This window comes from Mesorhizobium sp. M1428, assembly GCF_040317515.1.
Classification (GTDB): Bacteria; Pseudomonadota; Alphaproteobacteria; order Rhizobiales; family Rhizobiaceae; genus Mesorhizobium.
This window is the reverse complement of sequence record NZ_JAMYKT010000003.1, coordinates 282,279-303,576: the sequence shown is the minus strand read 5'-3', so window position 1 is coordinate 303,576 and position 21,298 is coordinate 282,279. Positions and strand designations below refer to the sequence as shown.

At 62.4% G+C, this 21,298-nt stretch carries 21 protein-coding genes and 2 pseudogenes; 10 read left to right on the top strand and 13 right to left on the bottom strand.

Translation table 11 applies throughout. From position 1 onward, the window contains the following. Positions 1-378 precede the first annotated feature (378 nt). Positions 379-528, top strand: a complete 150-nt coding sequence (locus tag NKG60_RS06645; protein ID WP_023677745.1) for a hypothetical protein — start codon at positions 379-381, stop codon at positions 526-528. Positions 529-585: 57 nt separating this feature from the next. On the opposite strand, the gene NKG60_RS06640 is transcribed toward NKG60_RS06645, so the two are convergent. After that, on the bottom strand, positions 586-1,347 hold the full coding sequence (locus tag NKG60_RS06640) for an SOS response-associated peptidase (protein ID WP_352974561.1): 762 nt from the start codon (positions 1,345-1,347) through the stop codon (positions 586-588). Positions 1,348-1,470: 123 nt separating this feature from the next. Between NKG60_RS06640 and NKG60_RS06635 the strand changes: the two genes are divergently transcribed. The 4 genes from NKG60_RS06635 to NKG60_RS06620 all read left to right on the top strand — a co-directional run bounded on the left by NKG60_RS06635 (position 1,471) and on the right by NKG60_RS06620 (position 3,840). After that, positions 1,471-1,896 carry an NUDIX hydrolase gene (locus NKG60_RS06635; protein ID WP_352862653.1) on the top strand — a complete coding sequence of 142 codons (426 nt, stop codon included), beginning with the start codon at positions 1,471-1,473 and terminating at the stop codon, positions 1,894-1,896. A gap of 48 nt (positions 1,897-1,944) precedes the next feature. Next, complete coding sequence (locus NKG60_RS06630; protein ID WP_352667309.1) at positions 1,945-2,322, top strand: TIGR02301 family protein; 378 nt, start codon at positions 1,945-1,947, stop codon at positions 2,320-2,322. 375 nt (positions 2,323-2,697) lie between these two features. Then, the gene (locus tag NKG60_RS06625; protein ID WP_023677749.1) at positions 2,698-2,955 is read left to right on the top strand and encodes a hypothetical protein; all 258 of its coding nucleotides are present in this window, start codon (positions 2,698-2,700) and stop codon (positions 2,953-2,955) included. An 81-nt stretch (positions 2,956-3,036) separates the two neighbouring features. Further along, positions 3,037-3,840 (top strand): hypothetical protein, encoded by an 804-nt coding sequence (locus NKG60_RS06620; protein WP_352974558.1) that lies wholly within the window; start codon positions 3,037-3,039, stop codon positions 3,838-3,840. A 34-nt stretch (positions 3,841-3,874) separates the two neighbouring features. On the opposite strand, the gene NKG60_RS06615 is transcribed toward NKG60_RS06620, so the two are convergent. Beyond that, a complete protein-coding gene (locus NKG60_RS06615) occupies positions 3,875-5,206 on the bottom strand; it encodes a dihydroorotase (protein WP_352974556.1) in 1,332 nt (443 codons plus the stop codon). Positions 5,207-5,289: 83 nt separating this feature from the next. Between NKG60_RS06615 and ygfZ the strand changes: the two genes are divergently transcribed. The 3 genes from ygfZ (at position 5,290) to NKG60_RS06600 (ending at position 8,985) form a co-directional block, all read left to right on the top strand. Then, positions 5,290-6,150 carry a CAF17-like 4Fe-4S cluster assembly/insertion protein YgfZ gene (gene ygfZ / locus NKG60_RS06610; RefSeq protein ID WP_352974554.1) on the top strand — a complete coding sequence of 287 codons (861 nt, stop codon included), beginning with the start codon at positions 5,290-5,292 and terminating at the stop codon, positions 6,148-6,150. Beyond that, a complete protein-coding gene (locus tag NKG60_RS06605) occupies positions 6,150-6,782 on the top strand; it encodes an HD domain-containing protein (protein ID WP_352974552.1) in 633 nt (210 codons plus the stop codon). Before ygfZ ends, NKG60_RS06605 begins: the two co-directional genes overlap by 1 nt. 64 nt (positions 6,783-6,846) lie before the next feature. After that, the gene (locus NKG60_RS06600; RefSeq protein WP_352974550.1) at positions 6,847-8,985 is read left to right on the top strand and encodes a putative bifunctional diguanylate cyclase/phosphodiesterase; all 2,139 of its coding nucleotides are present in this window, start codon (positions 6,847-6,849) and stop codon (positions 8,983-8,985) included. 73 nt (positions 8,986-9,058) lie between these two features. Here NKG60_RS06600 and NKG60_RS06595 read toward each other — a convergent pair whose 3' ends face one another. The 11 genes and pseudogenes from NKG60_RS06595 to NKG60_RS32225 form a co-directional block, all read right to left on the bottom strand. Then, positions 9,059-9,331, bottom strand: coding sequence for a DUF3303 domain-containing protein (locus NKG60_RS06595; protein WP_352974548.1), 273 nt, complete (start codon positions 9,329-9,331; stop codon positions 9,059-9,061). 23 nt (positions 9,332-9,354) lie between these two features. Next, on the bottom strand, positions 9,355-10,818 hold the full coding sequence (locus NKG60_RS06590) for a RimK family ATP-grasp domain-containing protein (protein WP_352862658.1): 1,464 nt from the start codon (positions 10,816-10,818) through the stop codon (positions 9,355-9,357). Next, positions 10,815-11,921, bottom strand: coding sequence for a peptidase C39 family protein (locus NKG60_RS06585; protein WP_352667328.1), 1,107 nt, complete (start codon positions 11,919-11,921; stop codon positions 10,815-10,817). Before NKG60_RS06585 ends, NKG60_RS06590 begins: the two co-directional genes overlap by 4 nt. A gap of 207 nt (positions 11,922-12,128) precedes the next feature. Beyond that, positions 12,129-12,923: an anti-sigma factor family protein gene (locus NKG60_RS06580; protein WP_352974545.1), complete on the bottom strand. Its 795-nt coding sequence runs from the start codon at positions 12,921-12,923 to the stop codon at positions 12,129-12,131. Positions 12,924-12,925: 2 nt separating this feature from the next. Then, positions 12,926-13,438, bottom strand: coding sequence for a sigma-70 family RNA polymerase sigma factor (locus NKG60_RS06575; protein WP_292657948.1), 513 nt, complete (start codon positions 13,436-13,438; stop codon positions 12,926-12,928). A 176-nt stretch (positions 13,439-13,614) separates the two neighbouring features. Continuing rightward, on the bottom strand, positions 13,615-16,314 hold the full coding sequence (locus NKG60_RS06570; RefSeq protein WP_352974543.1) for a DUF2339 domain-containing protein: 2,700 nt from the start codon (positions 16,312-16,314) through the stop codon (positions 13,615-13,617). Between the two features lie 84 nt (positions 16,315-16,398). Next, positions 16,399-16,524 (bottom strand): hypothetical protein, encoded by a 126-nt coding sequence (locus tag NKG60_RS06565; protein ID WP_352974541.1) that lies wholly within the window; start codon positions 16,522-16,524, stop codon positions 16,399-16,401. Between the two features lie 143 nt (positions 16,525-16,667). Beyond that, the gene (recO, locus tag NKG60_RS06560) at positions 16,668-17,456 is read right to left on the bottom strand and encodes a DNA repair protein RecO (protein ID WP_352667339.1); all 789 of its coding nucleotides are present in this window, start codon (positions 17,454-17,456) and stop codon (positions 16,668-16,670) included. A 117-nt stretch (positions 17,457-17,573) separates the two neighbouring features. Further along, complete coding sequence (locus NKG60_RS06555; RefSeq protein ID WP_352974665.1) at positions 17,574-18,662, bottom strand: porin; 1,089 nt, start codon at positions 18,660-18,662, stop codon at positions 17,574-17,576. 360 nt (positions 18,663-19,022) lie between these two features. Next, positions 19,023-19,259, bottom strand: a complete 237-nt coding sequence (locus NKG60_RS06550; RefSeq protein ID WP_352974539.1) for an antitoxin Xre/MbcA/ParS-like domain-containing protein — start codon at positions 19,257-19,259, stop codon at positions 19,023-19,025. Positions 19,260-19,504: 245 nt separating this feature from the next. After that, positions 19,505-19,726, bottom strand: a pseudogene (locus NKG60_RS32225) (antitoxin Xre/MbcA/ParS-like domain-containing protein); the annotation flags it as partial. Positions 19,727-20,075: 349 nt separating this feature from the next. On the opposite strand from NKG60_RS32225, the gene NKG60_RS06540 reads away from it, so the two are divergent. Both NKG60_RS06540 and NKG60_RS06535 read left to right on the top strand, forming a co-directional pair. Further along, positions 20,076-20,879 (top strand): CPBP family intramembrane glutamic endopeptidase, encoded by an 804-nt coding sequence (locus NKG60_RS06540; protein ID WP_352974535.1) that lies wholly within the window; start codon positions 20,076-20,078, stop codon positions 20,877-20,879. Between the two features lie 107 nt (positions 20,880-20,986). Continuing rightward, positions 20,987-21,220: pseudogene (locus NKG60_RS06535) on the top strand (winged helix-turn-helix domain-containing protein); the annotation flags it as partial. Between the last annotated feature and the right edge of the window lie 78 nt (positions 21,221-21,298).

The following is a 21,298-nucleotide window of genomic DNA, read 5'->3' as shown; positions in this document are numbered from 1 at the left end:
TTGGGATCGTGCTCTGGATGGAGTCGGTTACGCCGAGGCGCAAATCGGGGTCCAGCCTGCTGGCCGGGGCGTTTGTCCAATCTGGGAGGAGATGAGGCGAAAACGTCCAGGACCAGCGCGAGGCTAGCCGATAATGCAAATGCCACAAATGGCGAAAGACGTTCTCATGGCCGGCTTTATCGCCTTGCCCGGTGTTGCCGTCAAGTCGCTACCTTCGCCAAAAATATCGTTGGCTCACAGGAATTGAGCCGTTGAAACATTTTATTAAACAGGTCGGCACTGTCATGAAACTTTCGCCGGCTAGATCAGCAAGCGTCACGATTTGGTCGGATTCGGCCAGCAAACGCAGACACGAAGACGTTACCAGGGAAGAGAACAATGCCTAAGCAAGAATCCAACCGCGCCAAGCAACCGGCGCTCGCCAGCCACTACCGGGCGATCGGCCCGGCAGCAATCGTCGCAGCTCTTCTGCACACCGCGAAGAAGAAGAAGCCGGCGCAGAAGATCGTTTCGCCGCGCGCTGCCTGACAATGCCGTCGGGAAAAGATTGAGGCGCTCACGGCGAACCAGTAATAGTAGCTTTGGCTAAAATAAACTCATCTGACTGTCGCTCGCGCCGGACTTCTGGCGCTTGACCTTCTCGGGCTCAGGCTCGACGACGCCCTTCTCCTGAATCTCCGGCCCGGTATTGGCGACCTTGTTGACGAGGTCGGAAACCGGGATCGCTTCGAAGAAATCGGGCTGGGCGGGTCTCAGCAGATCGGCCACATCGCGCGGCTCGAGCGTGCGGCAATCCAGCCAGCGCGCGAAATCCTTGGGATGGATCACCACCGGCATGCGGTCGTGGATATGGGCAGTATCGGCATTGGCGTGGGCGGTCAGAATGGCGCCGGTGTCCATTTCCGAGCCGCTCGGCTCGGCATAGGTCTCAATCAGCCCGGCGAAGGCGACAAGCCCGCCACGCCGTGGCCGCACCCAATAGGGCTGCCCTCTTCTGCCACCGGTTTGGTGCCATTCGTAGAATCCCGAAGCCGGCACCAGGGCGCGGCGATGGCGCATGGCAACGCGAAACGACGCCTTTTCCGAAGCCCCCTCAGAACGCGCGTTGAACAGCAGCGGGAAGTTACGCGTATCCTTGACCCAGGCCGGGATCAGGCCCCAGCGCACCAGCATCGAGCGGCGGTCGGGCAGGTTCGAGCCCGGCGCCTGCGGCAATCCGGCGAGCGCCACCAGCATCGGCTGCGTCGGCGCGATGTTGTAGCGGGCCGGAAACTCCTCAAGTTCCGCCAGGCCGAGAAAGGCGGCGGTCTGGTCCGGAGTGGCTGTCAAAGCAAAGCGTCCGCACATGAATTCAGCTCTCGAATTGGTGGCATGTGAAAGTGGCCATGGAACCCGCCTTTCGCAACCGCTAAAGCTGTTCGCCGATAGCCCGTCCACAACGGGCTGTGCCAATCGAGCGATCCTGAGCCCATGGAAGCACGCAAGATCATTCCAGCAGTCTCGGTCTGCGTCGTGCGCGAGGACACGGTGCTGCTGGTCAAGCGGGCCAGGCCGCCCTCGCAGGGCCTCCATGCCTTTCCCGGCGGCAAGGTCGAAGCCGGCGAGACGCTGGAACAGGCAGCACGGCGCGAATTGCTGGAAGAGACTGGATTGCTGGCGCGCAGCTACCGGCCGCTGCGGGAAATCCACATCGACGGCAGCGGCGACGGGCATCCGGTCGACTACTGGCTGACGGTGTTTGGGGCCGAGTATGCCGGCGGCGAGGCGGTGGCCAGCGACGACGCCGAAACCGCGGCTTTCTATACGCTGGCCGAAATGACAGCGATGCCGCTCGCCGATGCGGTGTTTGAAATTGCGGACGATCTACTCGGTCCCAACAAAGACGGCGAGACCTGAGCCAGAGAATCGCCTTGCAGGCGACAAATTGTTTCAGCACAAGGACTCATGAGCCGCACGTCTTCGTTTCTCGCCGCATGCCTCGCCATCAGTGTGGTTGTCGGTGCGCGCCCGGCGATTGCCGCCGAGGCCCCGTTCGAGCCCGGCCTGATGCGGTTGGCGGAAGTGCTCGGCTCGCTGCATTTCCTGCGTAATCTGTGTGGCGAGAAGGGAGACCGGTGGCGAGCCGAGATGGAAAAACTGATCGCATCGGAAAATCCGAACCCGGAGCGGCGCGCCCGCTTCATCGCCAGCTTCAACCGCGGCTACCGGTCGTTCGGCGGTACTTATACGCAATGCACGGCATCGGCGACGGAAGCCATCAGCCGCTACATGAAGGAAGGCGAGACGCTGTCTCGCGACATAGCCTCTCGCTACGGAAACTGACGGCGGCAGCTGCCGTTCCGGCAAACCGGCATCAAGCGCCGGTGCTGTGGGCGGCGGACGCGTTCGACACTTCTCCGCTTGCCTCGAGTGAGGTCTTGGTGCAAACCTGATGTTGCACTTTTGCAACTATGTTAACGAAACGTTAGCGCGCAGATGTGGAATTAACTCAAACTGAAGGTTTCCGTCCCCTTGGCCGTCCTAATCGGCTAAGTTTGAAACGGATCGGACGCAGGTTTGCCGGACGCGACAGAATTTGTAGAAGACGACCAAAAAAATGTCGCATTTACAAATACTTACTGCGCCTGCGTGTAAATAGGGACAACTCAAGCTTGATCCCTGTCCAACGGATCACCGCTTGAAAGGGTGGACATCGCAATGGAACATGGCGTCAACGACATCGACGCGCTGGTCAGGGAAGAAAAGCGCCTGACCGCCGTGGAAAGCCACAGCGAAGCCTGGGCAGAAGGATTGTCGGCCGGGATCGAGCCGGAAATCATCGCCGAGGCAGCCCTCGAAACGGCATTCGGCGAAATGCTGCGCACCAATGGCGAGACCTCGGCGCTTGCCCTGCTGGATCGCATGCGTGAAAAGGTGATTGCCGGCGCCTTCGAGCCCGAAAGACTGCGGCACTGACCCCGGTTCTTTGACGACGGCGCGCCGCCCGGACATCATGTCCGGGCACATGGATGGGCTGGAACCAGGGAGTAGCAGGCGGTGAATTTTTCGATATCAGGCAAGCCGCGCGGCCTGGTCCTCAGCATTTGGCTTACTGCTTCATGCGCCACAATTCCCCTTGCATTGCTTCTTGCGAGCAGTCCCGCTCACGCCCTCAGCGAGATCAAGCGCGAAGACCTGCCCTCGCCGGTCACGCCTCCGCCCGACGGCGACATGTCGCCGCCTGGAAGTACCGTGCCGATGCCCGGCCCGCTCGGCACGACGCCACCTGCAGCCAGCCAGCCGACTCCGTCCGACGAGCCGGAGCAAACCGAACCGAAAGGGCCAGCGGACGATGGCGGCATGGCCAATCCGCATGTCGATCCGGATGCGCCTGTGCCCGAAGTCGTCTACGACCTTGCCAAGTTGCCGGAACCGGTCAGGCGCATGCACGATCTGATCGTCGAGGCGTGCAAGAGCGGCGACATCGAAAGACTGCGGCCGCTGATTGGCACGGGTAACATGATGACCCAATTGTCGCTGGGCGACATGGAGGGCGACCCGATCGCCTTCCTGAAAGGCCTTTCCGGCGACACGGAGGGCCAGGAGATCCTCGCCATCCTGGAAGAGGTGCTCAATGCCGGTTTTGTCCATGTCGATGCCGGCACGCCGCAGGATCTCTATGTCTGGCCCTATTTTTTCGCCCTGCCGCTGGACAAGCTCGATGCAAGGCAGCGGGTCGAGCTGTTCAAGATCGTCACCGCCAGCGACTATGACGATATGAAGCAGTTCGGTGCGTACATTTTCTACCGAGTCGGCATCACGCCGACCGGACAATGGACGTTCTTCGTCGCTGGGGATTGAGTGGTTTAGCCTGGCCGTTATCGAGGCGGGGAGCTTAGCCCGCCAACGCCTCGGAAAACTCCACCGCCCTACCCTGGCCCGGCACGACGATCTCGCCTTCCCACATCACGCGCCGACCGCGAACGATGGTGCCGACCGGCCAGCCGGTCACCTGCCTGCCGTCATAAGGCGTCCAGCCGGCCTTGGAGCCCTGCTGGGCGTTGGCGATGGTCTCGCGGCGCTTCAGATCGACGATGGTCAGATCGGCGTCATAGCCAGCGGCAATACGGCCTTTCCTGGCGATGCCGAAAATACGCTGCGGGCCGTGGCTGGTCAGGTCGACAAAGCGCTGCAAGGTCAGCCGGCCGGCGTTGACATGGTCCAGCATGATCGGCACCAAAGTCTGCACCCCGGTCATGCCGGACGGCGACACCGGATAAGGCTTTGCCTTCTCGGCCAGGGTGTGCGGCGCATGGTCGGAGCCGAGCACATCAATGATGCCTTGGCCAACACCGTGCCAGATGCCGTCGCGGTGGCGCGTGGCGCGCACCGGCGGGTTCATCTGGATTAGGGTGCCCAACTGCGCATAATCATCGGCGCTCAGCGTCAGATGATGCGGCGTCGCCTCGCAGGTCGCGACATCCTTGTGCTGTTCGAGGAAGCTTATCTCCTCGGCGGTCGAAATGTGCAGCACATGGATCCGGGCGCGGACCTGGCGCGCGATTCGCACAAGGCGCTCCGTGCAGCGCAACGCAGCGATCTCGTCGCGCCACACCGGATGTGAAGACGGATCGCCCGCGATGCGCTCGCCAAGCCGCTCGCGCAGCCGGAACTCGTCCTCGGAGTGAAAGGCGGCGCGGCGGCGTGTGTTCCTCATGATCGAGGCAACGCCTTCGTCGTCCTCGACCAGCAGGTCGCCGGTGGACGAGCCCATGAACACTTTTATGCCGGCCGCACCCGGCAGCCGCTCGAGATCGCCGGCGTCTTTCGCATTGTCGCGGGTGCCGCCAACCCAGAAGGCAAAGTCGCAATGCATGCGGCCGGTGGCACGCCGCACCTTGTCGGCAAGGGCTGCTTCGCTGGTGGTCAGCGGATTGGTGTTCGGCATCTCGAAGACGGCGGTGACGCCGCCGAGCACCGCTGCCCGCGAGCCCGTCTCCAGATCTTCTTTGTGTTCCAGGCCCGGCTCGCGGAAATGCACCTGGCTGTCGACGATGCCCGGCAGGATGTGCAGCCCGCGGCAGTCGATCGTCTCACCGGCCGAGGCCTGGCGGAGGTCGCCGATGGCAGCGATGCGCCCACCATTGATGCCAACGTCGCGAAAACCCTCGCCGTCATGGTTGACCACGATTCCGCCTGTCAGGATGAGATCGTAGATGGGGGCCATGCGGATCCGGTCTCTTGCGGGGGAAGTGCCAGCGGCTTACGTAATGGCCGATAGTTTTGCAAGATCAGGGTCGTTTTCCCACCATGCCCTTTGCCTCGCTCAGAGATCGCGCACTCGTTTCCGTGTCCGGGCCGGATGCCGAGCACTTTTTACAGAACATCCTGACCACCGACCTCGACGTGCTCGGCAGCAGCGAAGCAAAGCCCGGCGCGCTGCTAACGCCGCAGGGCAAGATCCTTTTCGAGTTCCTGATCTCGCGCGCCGGCGAAAATGCTTTCCGACTTGAATGCCGCACCGAGACCGCCGATGATTTCATGCGCCGGCTGACGCTCTACAAATTGCGCGCCAAAGTCGAAATTGCCAAGCTGGATCAGCCGGTTGTGGCCGTCGCATGGGGAAGCGATTCAACTCCTTCGCAATTTGAATCAGCACCGTTTGCCGATGCGCGGTTTGTCGCTACTGCCGTCAAGCGCTTCTATGGTGGCACCGCAGATGGCGGCGACCTTGCCGCATGGCAAGCCTTTCGCATCGCCCATGGCATTGCCGAAAGCGGCAGCGACTATCAGCTCGGCGACGCGTTTCCGCATGACGTGCTGCTCGACGAGATCGGCGGCGTCGGCTTCAAGAAAGGCTGCTACGTCGGCCAGGAGGTCGTCTCGCGTATGCAGCATCGCGGCACTGCCAGGCGCAGGGTATTGATTGTCTCGGCCGAACGCCCGCTGCCCACTTCGCGCGCAGAGTTGACGGTGGAGGAGCGACCGGTCGGCACGCTTGGCTCGACCGCCGGCAGGACAGGCCTCGCCATTGCCCGCATCGACCGGGTCAAGGCAGCGCTCGACGCCGGCCTGCCGATCCTGGCTGACGACGTCGCCGTGTCGCTCGCTATCCCGTCCTGGGCGAAATTCAGCTTTCCGCACGAAGCCGTCGGCGCGGAGGACGCCTGATGGCTGCCGATCGCGCCGGGGCGCCGCCGCGCGCCTGGCAGCGCATGCTGTCCGGCCGACGGCTCGATCTGCTCGACCCCTCGCCGCTCGACATCGAGATCTCCGATATTGCCCATGGCCTTGCCCGCGTCGCACGCTGGAACGGCCAGACCAGAGGCGATCACGCCTTTTCGGTCGCCCAGCATTCGCTGCTGGTCGAAACGCTTGTCGGCGAGCTGATGCCGGATGCCGACGCCGACGCGCGGTTGGCGGCGCTGCTGCATGACGCGCCGGAATATGTCATCGGCGACATGATCTCGCCGTTCAAATCCGTGATGGGCGGCAGCTACAGCGATTGCGAGATTAGGCTGCAGCGCGCCATCCATGTGCGCTTTTCACTGCCGGCCGAACTCGACGCGGGACTGCGCAAGGAGATCAAGCGAGCGGATCAGATCGCCGCCTATTTCGAAGCAACGCTGCTTGCGGGTTTTTCGACGGCAGAGGCGACGGAGTTCTTCGGCAGGCCGCGCGGCTTCAATGCCGAGCGCTTCGACGTCACGCCGCGCTCGGTGACCTGGGCGCAGAATGCCTTTCTCAAACGCTTTGCGGCGATCGAAAAGTCGCGACGCCAGACTGCCGTTCCAGCCGGCTGAAAACGGTAAATTAACCGGCAGGGACAACAGTGCCGTGGTTAACCATGGTCCATAGGCTTGCCTCATGCCCGTTGCCGGTATCAAGGCTGGTTCATCCGTCCGCCGACGGAGGGCCAAAGGCGTTGGTCTGCCGCGACAGATCGAAGACGAGCTGCGCGAACAGAACGAGCGTTTTTCGGCAGCGGTCGAGAACATGTCGCATGGCCTGTGCATGTTCGATGCCGATGAACGGATGATCATCTGCAACAGGAACTACATCAGCATCTTTCGCCTCGACGCCGAAGTGGTGCGGCCTGGCATCCGGTTTTTCGACATCCTCCAGCATAGCGTGGATATCGGCATCGCCTCGCAAAGCGCCGAGCAACTCTATGCGATCCGCAAGCCCTATATCGACCAGGCAAAACCTTCCACCTATGAGGAAACGCTTGCGGACGGGCGCATCGTCAACATTTCGCACCGGCCGCTGGCGTCAGGCGGCTGGGTATCGATCTACGAGGACATCACCGAGCAACGCCGCGCCGAGCAGGAGTTGAAGGAGCAGCACCGCCGTTTCGACGCCGCACTTGCCAACATGTCGCAAGGCCTTTTGATGTACGATGCGGAAGGCAAGTTGATCGTTCGCAACGAACGTTTCCTGGAACTTTATCATGTCAGGCCGGCCGACTTCCCGCTTGGCATGAGCCATCATGATGCGTTCAAGCGGCTGCTGGAACTGGGCATTTACACAAAGCTCGACCCCGACAGCGAAATCTCGCAAATCGAAGCCTGCCTGCGGGCGGGGAAAACACACGTAACGCATCGCCATCTCGCCGACGGCAGGACGCTGCTGGTTGCACGCCGGCCGATGAGCGGCGGCGGCTGGGTCGCGACGTTCGACGACGTCACCGAGCGCAGGCGTGTGGAAGAGCGCATGACCCATCTTGCGCACCACGACACACTGACCAACCTGCCCAATCGCTCGATGCTTCGCGAAAGGCTCGACCAAGCCCTCAGCGAGACGACAAACGGATCGCTGGCGATATTCTCGCTCGACCTCGACCACTTCAAGGCAGTCAATGATAGTTGGGGACACCCCGCCGGCGACTGGCTGCTGAAATGCGTGGCCGAACGGCTGCAACGGTGCCTGCGCAATGAAACGGACGTTGTCTCCCGCTTCGGCGGCGACGAATTCGTCATCATCCAGTTCAATCTCAAAAGCCCGGGCGATGCGGAAAAATTGGCCAAACGTATCGTCGAGATCATTGGAAAGCCGTTTCGCGACAAGAGACATGACATGCGCGTCGGCATCAGCGTTGGCATCGCGCTGTTTCCGAGTGACGGCAAGGACGCCGACACTTTGCTGAAAAACGCCGATATGGCGCTCTATCGCGCAAAGAGCGAAGGGCGCAACCTCTACCGCTTCTTCGAACCAGCCATGGACGCGATGGTGCGGGCACGCCGGGCGCTGGAAATCGATCTTAGGGCAGCGCTGTCGCGCCGCGAATTCGAGCTGGATTTCCAGCCGATCATGGACATCGCCTCCGGCGAAATCGTCGGTGCCGAAGCCTTGATGCGCTGGCGTTCGCCGGTGCGCGGCCTGGTGCGGCCGGACGACTTCATTCCGGCCGCCGAGGAGACCGGGCTGATCGTGCCGCTTGGAGAATGGGCGCTGCGAAAAGCCTGCACGACCGCGGCAGGCTGGGCGTCTTGGCGCATCGCAGTCAATGTCTCCGCCGTGCAGATCAAAAGCGGTACTTTTGCCCGCAGCGTCATTTCGGCACTGGCGTTCTCGGGCGTGCCGGCCAACCGGCTTGAACTGGAAATCACCGAAACGGTGCTGATGGACGAGAGCGATCTAGTGCTCAAGACACTCGGGCAGCTACGCGATCTGGGCGTCCGCATCGCACTGGACGATTTCGGCACCGGCTATTCCTCGCTGGGCTACCTCAGGCGCTTTCCCGTCGACAAGATCAAGATCGATCGTTCCTTCATCAGCGATATCGACAGCCGCGATACCGCGGCGATCGTGCGCACCATCATCGGGCTTGGCGCACAGCTGGGCATCACCGTCACCGCCGAAGGTGTCGAGACCGAAGCGCAGTTTGAATTCCTGCAAAAGGAGGGCTGTGTCGAGGCTCAAGGCTATTTGATCGGCAGGCCGTCAAAGGCGTCGGACATCAACCGGCTGCTGAGGTCGAGCGCGACGATCAGGCAATCCGGCTGAGTACGGCAGCCGGACGAGCCGGCAGCTCAGTCATCAATACAATTTCCGGATATTGCTCGTCGAAGCGCGCGGGTCAGAGGTGTCCGCTCAATGCCTCCACCATATCCTTGTTCGTCGCCACGGGAACGATCTCGAATTCGACCAGATCCGCCCATTCGATGACCCACCGCTGCAGGAGCGTGACGTCAGCAGCCTCCGCCAGCAGGAAGCAGCGGCTCATATCCGCTGCGATCCAGCTGTGGTGCACGACAAGCGCGTCCGGCTTCAGGCGGCCCTGGTCGCGGAAACGGCGGTAGATCTCCTTGCGGTCGCAGCCGCGAAAATCCTCGGTTACGAAGAACAGCATCTTTTTTGCCCTCAGTTCGGATATTATCGCCCCGGCCGGTCCAGCCGCTCCAGGAACCACTGCGTCAGCCGCACCCAGACCTCGTCTTTCTCGCCGGAGTCTTCCCAGCCGTGGTCGAGGTTGGGGTTATCGTTGACCTCGATGACGAAAACGCCGTCCCTGGTTTCTTTGAGGTCGACGCCGTAGAGGCCGTCGCCAATGCAGCGCGCCGCGCTCACCGCCGTCTCGACGACATGCGCCGGCGCTTCCTTCAGGGTGAAGGTCTTGATGCCGCCCTGGTCGGGCTTGCCGTTGGCCTTATGATTGACGATCTGCCAATGTTTCTTGGCCATCAGATAATGGACGGCAAACAAAGGTTGGCCGCCGAGGACACCGACGCGCCAGTCATATTCCGTCGGAATGAATTTTTGCGCAATCAGGAGGTCGGAATCTTCCAGCCATTCGGTTGCGAGCGACTTCAACTCTTCGAAGGTGCCGCATTTCTTGACGCCGCGCGAAAACGAGGAGTCCGGGATCTTCAACACCAGGGGAAAGCCCAGTGTCTGCGCCGCAACGTCCAGATCCGAGATGCCGGCTATCATCACCGTGGGCGGCACCGGTACCTTGTTGTAGGTCATCAGCTCGTTGAGATAGACCTTGTTGGTGCAGCGGATCATCGACAGCGGATCGTCGATGACCGGCATGCCTTCCTGCTGGGCGCGGCGGGCAAAGCGGTAGGTGTGGTTGGAGATCGAGGTGGTCTCGCGGATGAACAGCGCGTCGTAATTGGCGAGCTTGGCCAGATCACGCTTGGTGATCGGCTCGATTTCGACACCCATCTTTTCAGCGATCTTGGCCCAGTGGCGCAGCGACGAAATTTCCGACGGCGGCAGTTCCTCATGCGGATCGACCAGCGTGGCGAAAGTGTAGCGCGCCGGCGTGCGGCCCTTGGTGTCGCGCCACTCGCGGTTGGTGTAGGTCTCCAGGCACTGGAGAAAGTGCGCTTCCTCGTCCTCGGTCATCCTGGCCAGGGGATGGAAGCCTATCTTGCGGATCGAGGCCCATTCGGCGCTGTCCCTGATGTGGACCTCGAGCGCCGGGGCACGAAACCAGTCGAACAGCAGCTTGGCGAAGCGGTCCCAGATCCTGGACGGTCCGATGCCGAAGAAGATGCAGACCTTCTGCGGGAAGGCGCCGCCCAGGTCCTTGCGGCACTTGTTGAGTGCGAGTTCGAGTTCCGGCAACGCGTGCTCATAGAGCTTGCGCTCCGACAGGTCGATCATCGTTTCGACCGTCGGGATGACCTTATGGCCGCGCGAACCGGCAAGCAGCGACGCGTAATAGCCGCGGCTCTGGTAGCCGTAATTGTTCGACAGGTTGATGACCTTCGGCCGCTGACCGCGAAACAGTGCCGGATGGGCAAGGTAGTCGCGATTGGTGATGATCTTGTGCGGCGTCGCCACCTGGTCGAGATCGTTCTGCCGGCCGGTAAGGATGACCCAGGTCATTGGCTGTCGCGCTTTCCGAGAGTGATGGCGGCGCGCAATCCGTCGCGGCCGAATTGCGCCATGTTCATGAAGATGCCGTAAGGCACGGGAATATTGGCAGCATCGAGGATTGTCTCCTGCCGCTCGTCCTCGACCCAGGGGTCGTGGATCAGGATATGGTCGCCGTCGTCACCGATGGCCAATACCCAGTGCGGAACCTTCTTGCCGAACATCAGGAAGCCGCTGATCAGGACCAGCACCAGTTTTCCCTCTGCGATCGCGGTACGAATGTCGTCAAGCCCGAATGGACGGTAATTCACCGGGATGCCGTAAAGTTCCGCGCGGCGGCGAAAGTCGACCTGCGCCAGCTCCATGACCCGGCGCTTGTCCTCGCTGCGCACCGACTGCAGGAACAGCGCTCCGTAGAAGGAGACATAGATCTCAGCAGCAAGCCCGCTCTCATAGCCGGCGACGGCCAGCCCGAACGGTTCGCAGCCGCCCGGCCCCGACATCATGAAAACGGTCGTCGCCTCACGCCACAGCCGGATTTCCATCACCGGGTCCGGCACGAATCCGGGGCCGAAGTAAGCCATCGCCATCATCAGACAGCATGGTCCGCAGGTGAATTCGCAAGTCTGCTGATAAAACGGCACTTCGGTGGCGACCGGAATGTCGCCGCGCAAGGTCTTTTCATAGCGCAGCGCCGTGGCGCCATCCTCGTAATAGTCCGGTTCGCGGCCGATCTTGCGGTAGCCGCTCTGCTCGTAGATCTGAATCGCGCGCGGATTGTCCTCGCGGACTTCCAAACGAAGCATCATGCGGCCGTGCTCGAAAGCGGCGGCCTCCGCCTCTTCCAGGAGCAGCCGGCCAACGCCGCGGCCGCCGAAAAATGGACCGACGGCGATCGAATAAAGCCGCGCGACGCCGCTGCCCTTGCGAAACAGCACGACTGCATAGCCGGCGACGCGACCATCGTTTTCGCCAACCAGCAGTTCGGCGGTGTCGCGTTCGATCAGTTGGCGAAAGGAGCGGCGAGAAATGCGATCGCTCGAGAAAACGGCTTTTTCGATGGCGGCGAGGTCATCGACGTCGGACGCGCGGGCCTTGCGAATCTCGGCAGGCATGCGGGCTCAGAAAACCTCGATTGGGTTGTGGAAAAGGCCCTAGACTAAACATCGGTCACACCAGCCGAAGTGCCAGCATTCAGCAAGCGCTATCGCACCTCGATTAGGGCCGAATTGTGACAGTTTTGACGGCAGGCAGGTCGCGCAAAGGCTTTGGACGACCACCGTGTTTCGGCATCGGCGCGGCTCCGGAAAACAAGCGCCTGCTCAGCTTTGCAAGCCCGCCAGAAGCTGGCCATAGGCGCTCTTGGCCACCAAGGCCAATTGCTCGCGCGGCAGCGAGCCGACGACAGCGCAGCCGTAACCCTTGTCCAGCCAATAGACGGCCCCAGGACCATCTTCCTCAGACTCATAGGTGCCCTTGGCCTTGGCCGCTGATTCGGCGGTGACGAAGAGCGATATGCGCTCACCGTTGACGTCCTCATAAAGCAGCATCGCGGCCTTGCCCTGGCCGGCAGGCAGCAGCCTGCCACCGACCAGTTGGAATCCTTGCGCCGCCAGGTCCGGCGCGACCAGCTTCAAACCCACCTGGTTCGACAACCAGCTCTGCAAATGATCCTTGTCGCTTGCCGGCACTTCCACCGCATGCCGCTTTTCGGCGGCATAGATGACGTGGGCGGCGATCGCCTCTTCGGCAAGCTGGTCCTCGGCCGTATTTTCCAGGCCAAGGCGGCCGACGCCGGCAAGGTAGCCGCCAGCGCCGCCAATCATCAGAATGACGGCAGCGGCGGCCGCAAGCCACCAACGCGAGCGCGACGGCGACGCTCTGACCGCTGGCGTCTCGCCAAGCACCACCTTGCTCAGCCGCACCGGGACGGGTTCGTCCAGCACGCCATTAAAGGCTGCGCGCAACGCTGCCCGGTCGGCGGCGTAGCGTGCACTCTTGGCCTTCATCTCGGCATTGGCCTCGAGCCATGCCTCATAGGCCGTCCGCTCGTCGCCCGGCAACTCGCCATCGAGAGCCATGTGGATGTCGCGTTCGGAAAAATCGCGCCGGCTCATTTCTAGACGATCCTTATCGAGCGGCGGCGCGCGGTATCATCCAGCAGCGCGCGCAGTTCCTCACGCCCGCGCGCGATGCGCGACATCAAGGTGCCGGCGGGAACCCCAAGGATGTTGGCGGCTTCGGCGTAGGAAAACCCTTCGATGGCGACCATCACAAGTGCCGCCCGCCGGTCAGGGCTGATCGCCTGCAGCGCGTCCACGATCTCGCGCGAAGCGATGCTCTCGACCTGCTCGGCGGGTGCTGCCTGCGCCTCGCTTGCCTCGAGCGGCAGCATCGCCGCCTCGCCGCGCCGGTTCACCTTGCGCATCTGGTCGATGAACAAATGGTGCATGATCGTAAACAGCCACCTCCTGGGGCTTTCTCCTGTCTGCCAATTGTCGAGCCGCACAAGCGCGCGCTCGAGACAATCCTGGACGAGATCGTCGGCGGAATCGCGGTCGCGCAACAGCGAGCGTGCATAGCGGCGCAGACGCGGTATTTCGCCAAGGATTGCTGCCTTCTTTTCGTCCATGACCGCTGGTTCTGGGGCCCCTGTCCGTGGTGATTGAACGCGCCTTTGCAGCGCGGCGCAAGCGGCCAGCGCGAAGCGGTCCGCCGCCCCGGTCACCCAAGCAACTGAATAACGCTGCCTAAGCTCGATTTATTCCCGACTTGCAGCCGAAAGTTGAAGAAAGTCTGGAAACGCGGTCACGTGCCCCTCGCCGCCCTTGTCAGCAGCCGCTGATAGAACAAGCCGATGCCGATGAGCACCGCGCCGAGGCCGATGAAAGACAGCGCCCGCAACACGCCTTCCAGCTCCGACATGTCGAAGATGAAGACTTTGAGCACGGCGATCGAGATCAGCGCCGCCGACGCTATGCGCAGCACCTGCGACTTCAGCCAGACACCGGCGGTGAGCAGCACCACGCCGATGACCAGCCACAGCGCGGAATAAGTATAGGTCTCGAGCTGGCCGAGACCGCTCCACAGCCCGATGAACTCGCCCTTGAACAGGCGCCTGACCGACAGCGTGGCATAGGCAAAGGCGAGCACCGCCGCCACCACCGCCAGCATCGCCGCATACCATTTCGGCCGCTTGTCACGGGCATAGAGTGCGAGTGCGCCTGCCGCGACCGCTGGCAAGAGGTAGGCGAGGAACAGAAGGTTGAACACCGGAATGCTGCCGGTCGATTCATCCGTCAGCAGCGGGTTCAGCGCCAGAAAATGCTGGAGGACGATGAAGGCGACCGAGACCACGCCCGCTGCAATCGAGCCGTAGCGCAGCACCGAACTTGGCGAGCGCATGTCTATGGCGACCAGGATAGCACCGGCACCGATGGCGATCAGCGTGTAGATCGCCTGTTCGGCAAGCGTTGCAGCAGCGGTATCGATGACGCCGCCATGCATGGCATGGCGCACCAGCATGGCGACGGTGAGCAGGCAAAACAACGCGGCGCCGGCCTCCATGGCGAGGCGCCGTCGGCCATTGGTGGTTCGGGCAAGCTGCCAGGCGGCAAAACCGAAAGCGAGCGCCGGCACGCCATATCCAAGCAGCAGCCAGTTGAACACCGGCGTCTTCGACAGGAACTCGGCACCGACGAGGGTCGGGTCGAAGGCAACGCGGCCGAGCACTGCAATCACCGCACCAACGGAAATCCAGCCAAGCACCGGATAGCTACGCCAGCGCGTCGCCAGCGCCGGCACGGCGGCGGCTGCTCCGAGCAGGATGGTTGTCCAGCCGGAACCAAAGGCCATGTGCAGCATCAGCAGGCCGGCAACCGCTGCCCCGCCGAGCGCGAAGGAGACAGCAGCGCCGCCGGTCAGCGGCGGCGCTTCGCCGCGCGCTATCCATTCGCCGCCGGCGACGAAGACGCCGACCAAAACGGCTGCGACCGCCGCATAAGCAAGGTCGCGGTCGAGATTGCCGAAGGTAGACCAGAGCGCCAGCAGGATGACCAATGGCGCGACAGCGCTCCAGGCCGCCCATGTGGCGGCGCGCAGCCAGCCAGCGGCCGCAAAACGGCGCGCCGCCCAAAAGCCGGCGCCGATGAAGACCAGGCCCAGCGCGATGCCGACCCTGAGCATCAAGGCATCGGACGCCACGACCGGCATGCCGTCGACGCCGAGAGCGCCACCCGAAAAATCGGAAGCGATCGTGGTCGGTGGAATGATGCCGAGATAGACCAGTACCGTCGCCAGCCCGGCGGCGTGCAGCAGTGCAAGCGCCCGCGGCCGGTAGAGCGCCACCGCCACCAGGGCTGCGACAAGGGCGGCACCCTGCAAGGCATCGCCGGCGGCGGCAAAGACCGGATCGACGAACAGGGCCAACGCCGTGAGGCCGACGAAGGAGCCCGGCGCGATCGACGGCCAATCGAAGCCGCTGCCGGCGACCGCTTCGCCGCGGCGGCCAAGCCAGACGAAGGCGAGCACGGCCAGTGTCACCCCGTCGATAAAGAGGATGACGGCAAGGTTCGCCCCCGGCGCGTCGGTCATGTAGAAGCTGGTCCAGATGCCGGTGGCGACGAACGCTGCGGCCATCAAAAGCCTCCAGTCGCGGATGCGGGCGATGGCGCCGGTGGCGGCGAGCACGATCGCCAGATAGCCAAACAGCGCCCACGGATTGGGCGCCTGCGAGGCGACCAGCAGCGGCGTCACCATGGCACCGAGCAGGCCGACGCCGGCCAGCGCCTGACCGTGGACCAGGCTTGCCGCGATCGTCGCCACCCCGATGGCGCCGAGCAGCGTGAAAGCGAGCGTCGGACCGATGAAGCCGTAAATGCTGTACGCGGCGTAGACGGTACCGAACAGGATGAAGGCGCCGGCCGCCGTCAGGATCGCCGGGATATAGGCACCGGCGGCACCTTGCACCGGCACCCTGAAGCCGGTGCGCCGGATGAACTCGCCGCCGGCGACCAGCACCAGCCCGAGTGCCGCCGCCATAGCAAGCCGCACGCGTGGCCCGAAAATGCCGGCCTCGATGGTGTAGCGGATCAGGAACAACCCACCCAACGCCAGCGCGATGCCGCCGACCCATACCGCCCAGCGGGTACCGAGAGCCGTTTCGACGTCGGACTGGCGAGCTGCCTTCGCCGCTGCCGCCGGTTGCGCCGACTCCGGTGCGGACGGCGCCGTCGTATCGGCATCGGCCTCTGTGGCTGACACGACCGCTGCGGTCCCTGGCGATACGGCCATGTCGGCTGCGGCCGCCGGCGGCATTACGGCATCCGTCGGTTTGCTGTCGTTTGCAGCCGGTTCCTTGGCTTGCGGCGGCAGCACAGGCGCGCCTGAAAGGACAAGGCTGCGCAAGGCGCCAAGCTCGCGCTCGATCAGGCCGATGCGGCTCTGCTGGCGTGAAATGATGACGAACAGCGCGATGATGGCGACGAGGCCAATCAGGCTTTCAAACATGGCGGTTCCCCCAAACCAAGCCAGTTGTCACTGACATTCAATCTTCAGTGACATTCAAATGCGGCGGCCAAACGGCCGGTCCATTCAACGTGCCGCCAGATTGGCCGCCGCAAAGATCGAGCATGTTTCGGTGCCGAAAGCCAGCAGCTTGCCATTGGCGTCCTTCAGCGCCGCTTCCGAAACGGCCAGCATGCGGCCCTTGTGCACCACTTTGCCCTCGCACCACCTCGCCCGTCTTTAGATCGGCCGCGTCAAATTCACTTTGAACTTGGCCGTCGCATAGGCCTCGCCTACCTGCGGAATGGTGCCAAGGCCGAGCGGCGAGACCCGGCCGGGATAGAGTTCCGCTTCGCTCATCTGGTGGTTTCCCCGGCGGCGGTTTCTGCGGCGCTCGGGTTGCCGGATCCATGGCCGGGCGCATGGTGCCTGCGCAAGGCGGCGAGGAAGCCGGCGCGGGCGCCGGGAGGCTCGATGCCGCGTGGTTCGTAGACATGACGGGTCAAAAAGAAGCCGGTTAGCCGGAAGGCGTCTTCGATCGCCGCCGGATCGGCGCGCAGGCCCGAACCGCGCTGCAGGAAGGCAGGCAGCGCCAGCATCTTGTCGCGCCACGGCGCGCCCGCCGCCCGCGACACGGCGCGGCCGGATTTCGGCGAGACATAGGCAAGATCCTGCCTGGTGCCGGTCGCCGCACACTGGCTGAGATCGAGGCCGAAGCCGAGTTCGTCGAGGACCAGCAGCTCGAAGCGGGCCACCAGCTCGCCGGCGGCATCGGCATCGTCGAGATGAGCGATCATCACCGCAAGCGTCTCGTAAAGGCCGCCATGGGCGTCACGCTCAGGCAGAAGACGCAAATGCGCGGCCATCGTCTGCAGGCCATAGACGGCAACGGCGCTGTCCATCAGCCGGGCGGCGTTCATCTCGATGGCCTCGACCTGGAAGGTGCCGAGATGCTCGTCGAGCCGCGCCCGCCACAACAGGTCGACGCGATTGCCGGGCTGCAAGACAGGCTGCTGCTTGCGCGAACGGCCACCGCGCACGAGACCGAGATGGCGGCCATGCGCACGTGTCATCACCTCGAGAATGGCGCTGGTTTCGCCATGCTTGCGGGTGCCGAGAATGATTCCCTCGTCGCGCCATTCCATGACGAGAGCTTGTCACCGATTGGATGGCGAAATCAAGATGAGCGACTTATCCGCCGCCAAACCAAAACGGCCCGTAGCGTATCGCTACGGGCCGTTTTTTGCGAGATCGTCGTTTGATCAGAACGAGCGCTGGAAGCGGAAGATGCCGCCGATTGCGTCGGCATCGTCGGCATCGAAATTGTCGTAATAATCGACTTCGGCGGTGATCGTGTAACCAGGAACGATGGTGTAGGCGACGTTGGCCGCAACGGCGAAGTCTTTGTCGTCGGTATAGGAGACCTGGGCGTTCAAAGAGGTCTTTTTGTTGACGGCATAGCTGCCGCCGCCCCAGACGGCAAAGTTGCCAGTCCACGGTTTGTAGAAGTTCTTCGCGACGTTGTCGTCACTGCCGTAGCCTGCCATCACGAACAGGGTCAGGTCAGTAATCGGCTTGACGTCTAGGCGAGCTTTGCCAGCCCATTCTTCCGACGTGCTGTTATAGGCGCCGACCGCGGTGATCGCACCCCAGTCGCCCTTGTATTTCACGCCGCCGACGACAAACGGAACGTAGCTGTCGATCGACTGGTCAGCGCCGGAGCCCGTTTCGACCGAAGCGACTGCCGTAAAGCCATTACCGCCGTCGAAGTAGTAACTGATCAGGTTGGTGTCCTTGGTGCCGTAAGGAATGATGGTGTCCTGGACGACGTTGCCGGCGTAGCCGATGAACGAATCATAGACAGTTTCATCCTTACCGACGCGGAAACCTCCAAGCTGGATCCAGGCGAAGTTCAGGGTAACCGCCTTGTTGTCCTGCACGCTGAAATCAACACCGCTCACCGTGCGTTTGGTATTGCCGAAGTTGAAACGGGTCTCGGTGTACGTCTTCAACGTGCCGAGCTCGGTTTCCTGGCCGGTCCACGTCTTCAGATTGAAGCGGGCATTCTTGTTCCAGGTCTGCTGCTCGTCACCGTCCATAAGATCGTGTGTCGTCGCGCCATCGAAAACGCGGCCGGCGTCGCCAAAGCTGGCGTCATAGCGGACATAGCCGCCGATGCGCAGGCAGGTCTCGGTGCCGGGAATGTAGAAGTAGCCGGCGCCGTAGACGTCACAAATCTTGACGTATTCGGCGGGTTCCGGCTCGGCCACCACGACAGCGTCGGCGGCGCGCGCGCCGGAGACCGCGACGAATGCCGCGGCTGAGCCGAGAAGAAGGCTCTTGATATTCATTTCCTGACCTCTCCAGTCAAAGTTAAAATGGCTTTGAACCCATGGTTGAATGGCTGAACGCCTCACCCACGTCGAAAAAGGCGCGCACTGCACCCCCTCTTCAGACGGCGAACATCCTCATCGGCGTTCCAGTCTCAATGACGATTATAAAAATAATCAATGTTTTAATAACAGAAGAAATCCATGTTGCACAAATATCACTTCATATTTTCTTCATGATCGCTCCTGGCACAAACGAGACATTGTCACAATTGTACGAAAATATACTTGTACCATTAGCCGGCAAACCGATCGGAATCCGACAGACATTCCTTTTACGTGTTCTTTTTTTGGAATGGACTTCTAACGTTGGCAGCGAGATCAAGCCAACTTCGCCATCGCTGCGTTCTGTGCGGCAAGAGCGACTTCCGCCACCAGATCCTGCCTGAGCATTTCAATGGGAGTACGTCCGGCGAGGCCGGGCGCGGGGCCGATCAGCCACGCCCAGGCATGCCGTGGCTCGGGCATCGCGGACAAGACTTCCTTGATACCCGGAGCCGGCCTGCCGTCGACGAACTGGGCCAGGGGAAATACATGTTTGCGGCCACCGGTGCGCAACGCAACGACCGTGCCGCTCCGCTGCCAGCGATGCAGGGTCGAGCGCGATATGCCGAGATTTTGCTGCAGGAACGTCGACCCGGCGACCCGACCGCCCAGTCCTCGACCCGCATCGAGTCGAGGTCGCCCGTTCCGGCCAGGCGTTGGATGTCTGCCCCTTGGCCTTCGTGCGCGCTCGACAGACGCGTCCGGGCACCGCGTTCCGCAGCTTCGGCCGCCAATATCCGCACGAATCGCGACGCCATGCCGGGCAATCTTTCCTGCATGATGTCGATCGCCCTGATGTCGGTCGGCGCAAGCAGGGCGACTGCGGCGGCAACGGCCCCGGCGACCCTGCCCGCTGCAAGGATCGCATCGCTGTTCGTCACCCCATTTTGCCGCGCCAGCGCCTGCTCGACCTCAACAGCGACGACGTTTGCAAACTCGATCTGACGGATGGGGTCGAAGCGATTCCAAGTCCTGGTCATGTCCTGATCTGGCTGCTTGCCCGCCGGTTCCGGTTTGCTCGGAAGCGGGTCTTTCGTACAGTGTATAGGCAGGGTGTGTGACGGAGAGACGACGAACGGGAAGCATGTACGATTGCAATATCGGCAGGTGCTCCAGCCGGTCTGACTGGTCGGTTCTGCATGAAATATCGGAAATTTCTCAGAACCCGCTCAGGATTTCGGGGCGCGCCGGTGCCAATAAGAAACGGGTCGACCGAGGTGGTCGGCGCATGGCCTCCCGGAGGGATTCGGCCGGCGGTTCAAGATGCAAGTCGACCGATCGGGCAGTCCGGCGACCTCTCATTGTTATCTGCCCGGTGAGAGGACCGACATGACTTCGTTCCTGCGCCTGGTGCGACAGCATCAGTTGACTGCCTTCTTTTCGTTGACGCTTGTCCTGACCTGGTTTGCCTTCATCCCGTTCTACTTGTCGAATGGCGATAGCATTCCCTGGTTTACCTTCGGCCCGATGCTGTCCGGATTCGTTGTCGCAGCCGTTTCCGGAGGCTGGACTTCGGTCAGGGGTATTCTCGCTTCCATGGTGAAGTGGCGGGTATCTCCACTATGGTATCTGGTGGCATTCGGCCTACCATTCGGCACACAGCTGGCCTCGATCCTGGTCAATCCGCTGTTCGGCTCGGCGACGCCGGCCTGGAGCAACATTCCAGCCGTCACTGAGATACTGCCGATCATCGCGCTGTATGCGGTCTTCAGCGGTCCACTTGGCGAAGAGCCGGGATGGCGCGGCTTTGCAACACCGCGTCTGCTAGGCAAGCATTCGGCGCTGGCGGGAAGCCTGATCCTCGGCGCGATCTGGGCGATCTGGCATCTTCCGCTCGGCCTGATCGGCGACCTCAGCGTCTACGGCACGGTCAACGTCCTGCTGGCGGCAGTGGTATTCACCTGGCTCTATCAGAACACCGGCAGTGTGCTTCTCGCCATTCTCATGCATGTCACCCATCAGAACAGCGTACGCTTCCTGGGCAAGGTGTTCATCGACGCCGACCATGTGCGGCAGCAATGGATCGGTGTTGCGATCTGGGCGGTGGCTGCGGTTGCCATCGTTGCCGTCTACGGCACCGAGAGCTTCGTCCGCAGGTCGGCAACGCAGCCCGCCCTCGCTGGCGCCGTCTAATTTGCGGCGCCCAAATCCAAAGCACCGCTTTCGGCGGCGACAGACCTTGACCCAGCCCTCCAGCCGTAGGCCAATGCAGGCACGGCTTCAGGGAGCGGGCCGTTTCGATGGCGGTTTCGGCCACTGATCAGGTTTTTCAGTTCGGCGGTTTCACACTCGATCTGGGCAAAGGTACGCTCGGCCGGGCCGAACAGCCGGCCTTCCTTCGGCCGAAAGCCTACGCATCGCTGACGCATCTCGCCCGCCATATCGGCCGTGTGGTGCCGAAGTCGGAATTGATGGATGCGGTCTGGCCGGGTGTTTTCGTCACCGAGGACTCGCTGACACAGTCGATTCGCGAGATCCGTAAGGTGCTCGGCGAGGAAACGATACGGACCGTATCGAAACGCGGCTACATGCTGATCCCTGAAATCGAACCG

What these genes read in the sequence shown, in the direction of transcription:
- NKG60_RS06580 (WP_352974545.1), bottom strand. Translation starts at nt 12,923, where the DNA reads ATGAGCCGGCGCGATTTTTCCGAACGCGACATCCACATGGCTCTCGAT.
- NKG60_RS06635 (WP_352862653.1), top strand. Translation starts at nt 1,471, where the DNA reads ATGGAAGCACGCAAGATCATTCCAGCAGTCTCGGTCTGCGTCGTGCGC.
- NKG60_RS06600 (WP_352974550.1), top strand. Translation starts at nt 6,847, where the DNA reads ATGCCCGTTGCCGGTATCAAGGCTGGTTCATCCGTCCGCCGACGGAGG.
- NKG60_RS06585 (WP_352667328.1), bottom strand. Translation starts at nt 11,921, where the DNA reads ATGCCTGCCGAGATTCGCAAGGCCCGCGCGTCCGACGTCGATGACCTC.
- NKG60_RS06625 (WP_023677749.1), top strand. Translation starts at nt 2,698, where the DNA reads ATGGAACATGGCGTCAACGACATCGACGCGCTGGTCAGGGAAGAAAAG.
- NKG60_RS06630 (WP_352667309.1), top strand. Translation starts at nt 1,945, where the DNA reads ATGAGCCGCACGTCTTCGTTTCTCGCCGCATGCCTCGCCATCAGTGTG.
- NKG60_RS06555 (WP_352974665.1), bottom strand. Translation starts at nt 18,662, where the DNA reads ATGAATATCAAGAGCCTTCTTCTCGGCTCAGCCGCGGCATTCGTCGCG.
- NKG60_RS06595 (WP_352974548.1), bottom strand. Translation starts at nt 9,331, where the DNA reads ATGCTGTTCTTCGTAACCGAGGATTTTCGCGGCTGCGACCGCAAGGAG.
- NKG60_RS06570 (WP_352974543.1), bottom strand. Translation starts at nt 16,314, where the DNA reads ATGTTTGAAAGCCTGATTGGCCTCGTCGCCATCATCGCGCTGTTCGTC.
- ygfZ (WP_352974554.1), top strand. Translation starts at nt 5,290, where the DNA reads ATGCCCTTTGCCTCGCTCAGAGATCGCGCACTCGTTTCCGTGTCCGGG.
- NKG60_RS06640 (WP_352974561.1), bottom strand. Translation starts at nt 1,347, where the DNA reads ATGTGCGGACGCTTTGCTTTGACAGCCACTCCGGACCAGACCGCCGCC.
- NKG60_RS06645 (WP_023677745.1), top strand. Translation starts at nt 379, where the DNA reads ATGCCTAAGCAAGAATCCAACCGCGCCAAGCAACCGGCGCTCGCCAGC.
- NKG60_RS06590 (WP_352862658.1), bottom strand. Translation starts at nt 10,818, where the DNA reads ATGACCTGGGTCATCCTTACCGGCCGGCAGAACGATCTCGACCAGGTG.
- NKG60_RS06540 (WP_352974535.1), top strand. Translation starts at nt 20,076, where the DNA reads ATGACTTCGTTCCTGCGCCTGGTGCGACAGCATCAGTTGACTGCCTTC.
- recO (WP_352667339.1), bottom strand. Translation starts at nt 17,456, where the DNA reads ATGGAATGGCGCGACGAGGGAATCATTCTCGGCACCCGCAAGCATGGC.
- NKG60_RS06605 (WP_352974552.1), top strand. Translation starts at nt 6,150, where the DNA reads ATGGCTGCCGATCGCGCCGGGGCGCCGCCGCGCGCCTGGCAGCGCATG.
- NKG60_RS06575 (WP_292657948.1), bottom strand. Translation starts at nt 13,438, where the DNA reads ATGGACGAAAAGAAGGCAGCAATCCTTGGCGAAATACCGCGTCTGCGC.
- NKG60_RS06615 (WP_352974556.1), bottom strand. Translation starts at nt 5,206, where the DNA reads ATGGCCCCCATCTACGATCTCATCCTGACAGGCGGAATCGTGGTCAAC.